This window comes from Arthrobacter sp. P1_B3 (assembly GCF_056406615.1).
Map to the genome: position 1 here is coordinate 114,583 of NZ_JBFTZV010000015.1, position 6,449 is coordinate 121,031.

General features: G+C 66.0%; 7 protein-coding genes and 1 pseudogene. 7 read left to right on the plus strand and 1 reads right to left on the minus strand.

Annotated features, from left to right (window positions below; translation table 11 throughout):
• Positions 1-11: 11 nt before the first annotated feature.
• Entirely contained in the window at positions 12-584 is a 573-nt protein-coding gene (locus AC1D2F_RS15880; RefSeq protein WP_364747686.1) for a hypothetical protein, read from the minus strand.
• 145 nt (positions 585-729) lie between these two features.
• Between AC1D2F_RS15880 and AC1D2F_RS15885 the strand changes: the two genes are divergently transcribed.
• The 7 genes and pseudogenes from AC1D2F_RS15885 to AC1D2F_RS15915 form a co-directional block, all read left to right on the plus strand.
• A complete protein-coding gene (locus AC1D2F_RS15885; protein WP_476967146.1) occupies positions 730-1,626 on the plus strand; it encodes an MSMEG_6728 family protein in 897 nt (298 codons plus the stop codon).
• A 261-nt stretch (positions 1,627-1,887) separates the two neighbouring features.
• Positions 1,888-2,775, plus strand: coding sequence for a response regulator transcription factor (locus AC1D2F_RS15890; protein ID WP_476967147.1), 888 nt, complete (start codon positions 1,888-1,890; stop codon positions 2,773-2,775).
• Positions 2,776-2,909: 134 nt separating this feature from the next.
• Positions 2,910-3,866 (plus strand): NAD-dependent epimerase/dehydratase family protein, encoded by a 957-nt coding sequence (locus AC1D2F_RS15895; protein ID WP_476967148.1) that lies wholly within the window; start codon positions 2,910-2,912, stop codon positions 3,864-3,866.
• A 42-nt stretch (positions 3,867-3,908) separates the two neighbouring features.
• Complete coding sequence (locus AC1D2F_RS15900; RefSeq protein WP_364747680.1) at positions 3,909-4,298, plus strand: DUF1622 domain-containing protein; 390 nt, start codon at positions 3,909-3,911, stop codon at positions 4,296-4,298.
• Between the two features lie 40 nt (positions 4,299-4,338).
• Entirely contained in the window at positions 4,339-5,127 is a 789-nt protein-coding gene (locus tag AC1D2F_RS15905; RefSeq protein WP_229996209.1) for an isocitrate lyase/PEP mutase family protein, read from the plus strand.
• 145 nt (positions 5,128-5,272) lie between these two features.
• Complete coding sequence (locus tag AC1D2F_RS15910; RefSeq protein ID WP_476967149.1) at positions 5,273-5,995, plus strand: YqjF family protein; 723 nt, start codon at positions 5,273-5,275, stop codon at positions 5,993-5,995.
• An 88-nt stretch (positions 5,996-6,083) separates the two neighbouring features.
• A pseudogene (locus AC1D2F_RS15915) lies at positions 6,084-6,449 on the plus strand (HNH endonuclease signature motif containing protein); the annotation flags it as partial.

Sequence of the window (6,449 nt, forward strand, 5' to 3'; positions counted from 1 at the left end):
AGACGTGCGGCTCAGGCAGCCTGCGGGAGTTCGCGGACGATCTGCAGTTTCCACGCGGCGTCGTCGCTCGTGTCCAGCACGGCCACCGTGCCCATGGCCAAGTGCAGGGCTACCCGCTTCGCGGCGAGGAGCTCAAGGTAGAGGCTTTCATTCATCCGGGCAGGGGCGTCAATGACGTACTTCACGGCGTCGCGGACCTTGCGGTAATTGTCGCTCCGCTCCCGGTGCAGATGCAGTTCCAGCATGCGGCGCTGCCGGATCCGCGGCTCCTGACGGTTCAGCCAGGACACCGCGGCGTGGACTGCAACCACCAGGGTCAGTGAGACCGCGTAAATCCACCAGCCCGTGTTGAGCAGAAAGAGGGGCAGGTTGGCGATCGCCACAACGGCGATGCAGAGGCGCAGCGCCAGTATCCGCCGCATGGTCAGTGCAAACGATGCCATTGCGGCGCGGAACCCGTGCTGTTCCTTGAGGGCTGCCACCGGGTCAAGAATAACTTCCTCGAGCACCAGAATGCCGTTCGCTTCCGGGCCGAGCAGTTGTCCGTATTTCGGCACAAACGGCACAACAGGGGCTGGATTCATGGCGTGTCCTCCGGGCGACATTGATGGGGTCCTGCTATATTACGCCCCTCCGTAATGAGATGTCTGCTTCATTCCAAAATGTGAACATGCGCACGCACGGTCCTGTGCAATTGGTGGTTTCGTCGTGTGGCCTCAAACTGGAGAGATGCAGACCTTCCTCCCCTTCCCCGATTTCCAGCAGAGCGCCGCGGTTTTGGACCGCGAGCGGCTCGGCAAGCAGCGTGTTGAGGCGCTGCAGATCCTGCGTGCGCTGGTGATCCCGGAGTACGGCTGGCAGTCGCACCCGGCTGTCCGGATGTGGATGGGGTACGTTCCCGCGCTGACAATGTACGGGCTGGCCATGGTGGATGAATGGACGGCCCGCGGCGGCGAGGACACCACGCGCGAGAAGATCATGGAGTTCGCCCCGCAGGCTGCGCACCCCGACTACGCCGCCAAGATCCCGATGCCGCCATGGCTGGGCAATCCGGATTTCCACCTTAGCCACCGGTCCCGGCTGATCGCCAAAGATCCGCGGTTCTACACACAGGTATTCCCGGGCACGGACCCGGACCTGGAGTACGTCTGGCCCGAACCGAAGCACGAGCTTGTGCCCGAGGATCCTGCCGGGGACCGCATGTGGGTCCTGCGCCTGCCGCTCGGCGACACCGAGCCCGAGCAGCTGAAGACTGTCAGCCTGCCGCCCGTGGGACGGGCCAAGGCCCCCGCGGACGACGACTACCAGTTCGTCTACGCCGAATCAGGCTCCCGCCGCCCGGGCAAGGTGCGCAAGCTGCCCCCGAAGCAGCTCGTCAAGAAGCCCACCCGCAAGCGCCAGCAGCAGGAAGAGGCGTTCACCACCCTTCCCGGCAACTCCGTGGTTGCCATCCCGGTCAACGGCGGCACCTCCTTCGCCATCGGCAAGGTCCTGGGCCGTCCGATCACCGTTGACGGCCACTTCGCCCGGAACTTCCAGGTGGACGAGATCGTGGATCGCTCCGCCTTCGATTACCCGGCTCTGATGCAGGACCCGCGGGCTTTCTTCCCGGTTCCGGCGCGGTAGACGGACGACGCCGGATCCGGCGAGGTAGCTGGCCGGCGCCGAACGCGTCCGGCACTGATGGCGCTTTCTGTCCGAGCGGCTGGACTTGTAGCTTCAACTCTGGCAGTCCAGCTTCAAACCACGACCGGCTAAAACTTCAACATTTGCTCAAGAAAACCGTGTTAGCCTGAGTCCAACTGTTGCTCCTGTGGCTTGCGTCACAGCCTGTGGCGTGTGGGGTGACTGTGACACACGGGTCTCTTGGTCTTGGAAGCTGGAGTCATGTTGGAATCACCGGGGCAGCTCCGCGCTGTGGTTGTAGATGATGACGGTGATGTTCGGCTCCTCATCCGCCGGACACTGGAAATGCAGGGCTTCGCCGTTTTTGAGGCTAGTTCCGGGGCCGAAGCCATGCTGAACATCCAGGAACATCGGCCGGACCTTGTGACGCTGGAACTGAACCTCCCCGATTTGGACGGCGTGGAAGTGTGCCGCCGGATGCGCAAATTCTCCGACGCCTATGTCGTCATGATCACGGCCCGGGCGGACGAGGTTGACGAGTTGATAGGACTGGAGATCGGTGCGGATGATTTCATCCGCAAGCCGTTCAGCCCGCGCTCCGTCCAGGCCCGTGTGACCGCGGTGATGCGGCGTCACCGGCCAACCCCTCAACGTCCCACGCCGCGACGCCGCGCCACGGATTTCATGGTGGCCGCGCCCGGCGGCTCAGCGCCTGAGACACACCACCTGCCCGGTGCCCTGCGACGCCGGGCGGACGACGCCTCGCCCGGCATGTCCATCCATTCGTCGCCCGAGTCCACCTCAGCGGCAGGTACCGACGTCCGGCATGCCGATGCCAACGGCGTCGTCCGTCACGGGCCGCTAGTTGTCGAGGTCCAAGGCCGTGCGGCGTCCCTTGACGGCGTCGAATTGGAATTGACGCGCACCGAATTTGACCTGCTGGAGACCCTGGCCCGAGCGCCTCGGCGGGTGTGGACCCGGAAGGCACTTTTGACCCATGTGTGGGGCACCGAATGGCCCAGGGACGAGCACCTCGTGGAAGTGCACATCGGCAACCTGCGCAAGAAGCTTGGTGACAAAGGCCGCGAACCGCGGTTCATCCGCACGGTACGGGGCGTTGGCTACCGGATGGCACCGGTCGAAGGGTGAGCAAACCTGTCGGCCTGCCCGACGGACGGCGGGCCCGGAATTTCAGCGGCGGGCCCGGAATTTCAGCGGCGCCAGGATCCAAGAATTCCTCACGCCTGTCCGTAGGGCTTCCCGAAGGCTGGCAGACTGGCCCTATGACTGTACTGCTGGCCGGTTGCGGCGATCTGGGCACCGAGGCCGGGCTGCGTTTCGCGGCTGCAGGCCACCGCGTGGTGGGGTGGCGCCGGTCGCCGGAGAAACTTCCGGCCGCCATCGAAGGGGTCGCCGCTGACCTGAGCTCCGGTGAGCTGCCGCCCATCCCGGCGGACACCACCGCCGTCGTCGTCGCGATTGCCGCGGATGCCCCGACTGAGGATGCCTACCGGGCTGCCTACGTGGACGGTCTGTCGAACGTGCTGGACGCGGTCCTGGCGTCCGGGGCAAGTGTCCGCCGGATCCTGTTTGTTTCTTCGACGGCCGTTTACGGCGACGCCGGCGGCGGCTGGATTGATGAACGCACGACGCCGGAACCCGGCGGGTTCTCGGGCCGCATCATCCGCGAGGCAGAGGAACTCCTCAACAGCCGTCTGCGCGGCACCGGCATCACCCCCGTGGTACTGCGGCTCGGCGGGATCTACGGCCCCGGCCGGACGCGACTGATCGACCAGGTGCGCGGCGGAAGCGCGGTAATTCCCGCCGCGTCGCGCTTCACCAACCGTATCCACCGCGACGACGCCGCCGCGGCAATCGTCCATCTGTGCACTATGGACACGGTTCCCGCGCCCGTGTATCTGGGCGTGGACAACGAACCGGCCGAGCTCGGCGAGGTGCTGGGCTTCCTGGCCGCGGAGCTGGGACTCCCCCGGCCGGCGTCGGACTCTGCTGGCGCGGCGGACGGCGCTTCGGCGGGCGGGGTCTCGGCGTCGGGCGGCACTTCGGCGGGGGGCACTTCGGCGGGCAGGCCTCCGGCGTCGGGCGGCGAACCGTCGCGGGGCGGAAACAAGCGAGCTAGCAACGGACGGCTCCGCAGCACCGGTTTCGAGTTGCAGTACCCAAGTTTCCGAGAAGGCTACCGGGCCGTTCTGGCCGGCAAAGGCGTCCGGCACCCGTAAGTCCTGATTTGAAATTCACCACCCACTTCTCTGAGGGGAACCATGGATCTTCAGCACATTATCGAGACGGCCGGCCGCTTCATGGACTTCGCCGGGGTGGCCGTTATGGTAATCGGCGCCCTCGTGTCCATCCCCATGGCGCTGCGGGGATTCCAGCCGGAACGCCTGCCGGCCGGCTCCGCGCGACTCTCCGTCTACCGCTCCTACCGGCAACTGCTGGGCCGCTCCATCCTCCTCGGGCTCGAACTGCTCGTCGCGGCCGACATCATCCGTTCAGTCGCCGTCACACCAACCTTCGAGGGCGTCGGCGTGCTGGCCATTATTGTGCTCATTCGGACCTTCCTGAGCTTCTCGCTCGAGCTTGAAATCACCGGGCGCTGGCCCTGGCAGACTAAGCGCGAGCATTCCTCCGACTCTTCCGCGGCTGGCTGAAACCCTTCCGGGTGGCACGGCGCCCGGCTAGGCTCGCGCCATGACTGACTACGCGCGTTCCCGTGCCTCCAAAGCCACCGAGCTGCTCCGTCTCCACCAAGCCCCGGAGATCCTCCAAGTCATCAATGTCTGGGACGCGATCACCGCGAAAGTGGTCGGCGACGTTCCTGGTACCAAGGCGTTGGCCACGGCCAGCCACTCCATCGCAGCGTCCCGCGGCTACGAAGACGGCGAGAAGATCCCGGTGGACGAGATGATCGCCGCCGTCGGGCTGATTGCCGCCGCTACGTCGCTGCCCGTCAGCGCTGACCTCGAAGCGGGCTACGGGAACCCCGGGGAAACGGTGCGCAAGGCGATCGGGGCCGGCGCTGTCGGAGCCAACATCGAAGACCAGATGCGCCCGCTCGCCGATGCCGTTGCGCAGATGCGTGCTGCGGTGCGTGCAGCCGAGGCTGAGGGGATCGAGTTCGTCCTCAACGCCCGCACCGACGCCTTTTTGAAGGGCAAGGATCGGGACCCTGCCGCGGTACTGGCCGATGCCATTGAGCGCGGCCGTGCCTTCCTCGAAGTGGGTGCGACCACGGTGTTCGTGCCGGGCCTGCTGGACGAGGCTACCGTCACCGCGCTGGTGGAAGGGATTGGCTGGAACAAGGTGTCGGTCATCAATGTGCCCGGTTCACTGGCTCCGGCCAAACTGCAGGAACTTGGCGTTGCCCGCATTTCCTACGGCCCGTGGACCCAGCGCGTGGCGCTGACGGCGTTGGCCGACGCGACGGCGGCGCTGCTAGCAGGCGGGTCTCTTCCTGAAGGCACCCGGGCACTGAACTGACCGGCGTGTTTTCCTGACGTTCTCACCATGGCGACTCACCATGGCGACTCACCCTGCCAACCGAAGGGAGCTGATCCGATTGGACGTAGATCCTTGGCCGGAGTCACCCGAGCTTCCGGCGCCGATCATTATGGACCAGCGATGGATGGACGCAGTCTTCCTGCACTGGCGCATCCCTGAGGCAGTGGCGGCGGCGTACATGCCACCGGGCGTCGCGCCGGACATCTTCGACGGATCGGCCTGGGTGGGGCTGATCGGCTTCCGCATGCAGCGTGCCGGGCTTGGCCGCGGTCCTGGCATCCCCTATTTCGGAAGCTTCAACGAGATCAACGTGCGCCTCTACTCCCGGGAGCCGGACGGTGCTCGGGGTGTGGTTTTCCGCAGTCTGGATGCTTCACGCTTGGCAGTGGTGCTGGCAGCGCGGGCGGCCGGGATTCCCTATGTGTGGTCGCGGACGAGCTTCCTTCATTCTCCGGATTCCGCATTGGATTCCGAGGGGCGCACCGCTTTCGCTGCCGCTGGGTCGGCCGGAGCCGGAGGGACCGCTGGGTATTCCGTGCGCCGATTCCGGGGCGGCGCCCGGAGCGACTTCGCCGTCGTCCCGAAGCCCGACGACGAAGCGACCGACGCGCTGTCCATCCACCTCACGGCACGGTTCGGCCTGCATTCTCGATTCAAGAACCGGACCCTGTACATCCCCAATACGCACAGTGCATGGCCGTTGTACCGGGCGCAATTGACCCTACTTCAGGACGACCTCGTCGGCGCGGCCGGCATCCATGTCGCTGGACCACCGGAGTCCGTGCTGTATTCGCCGGGAGTCCGCACCCAGTTTGGCTGGCCACGAGTCCTGAATCCCGTCTCCTGAGTACTGCCCGGTGGCAGGAAATCGGCGGGCCTCCGGTCCTACCCATGAGCGGGCTAAAAATGTCACACCCCTTTGTCAGACTCTAGTTATGGAAGCCGTCAGGGATTTCATTGCTTGCCAGGAAGAAGGGCAGGACACGGACCGGGGCCCAGCCCCGGTCCAGCAACCCAGTGTGGACGGGATTGACGGCTTGGACGGCGCGCTGACCGCGTTGCAGGCGTTGACTGCGACGGCGGAACAGGACGCGGGGTCGTGGGGATTCCGAGCCGCGTCGGACTTCGCCGGACGGGTGGAGGAGTTCTCGCGCACGGTGGAGTTTCTGCAGCTGGTGGCGGCTTCGGCTGTGGACCGGACCCGGAAGCAGTCCGCGGCCGATGCCGGGGCCGCGGGGGCTGTCACCTCGTGGACCACGGGCTGGCGGGAGAGCCCGGCCGGCTGGGAGACCGGCGGATCC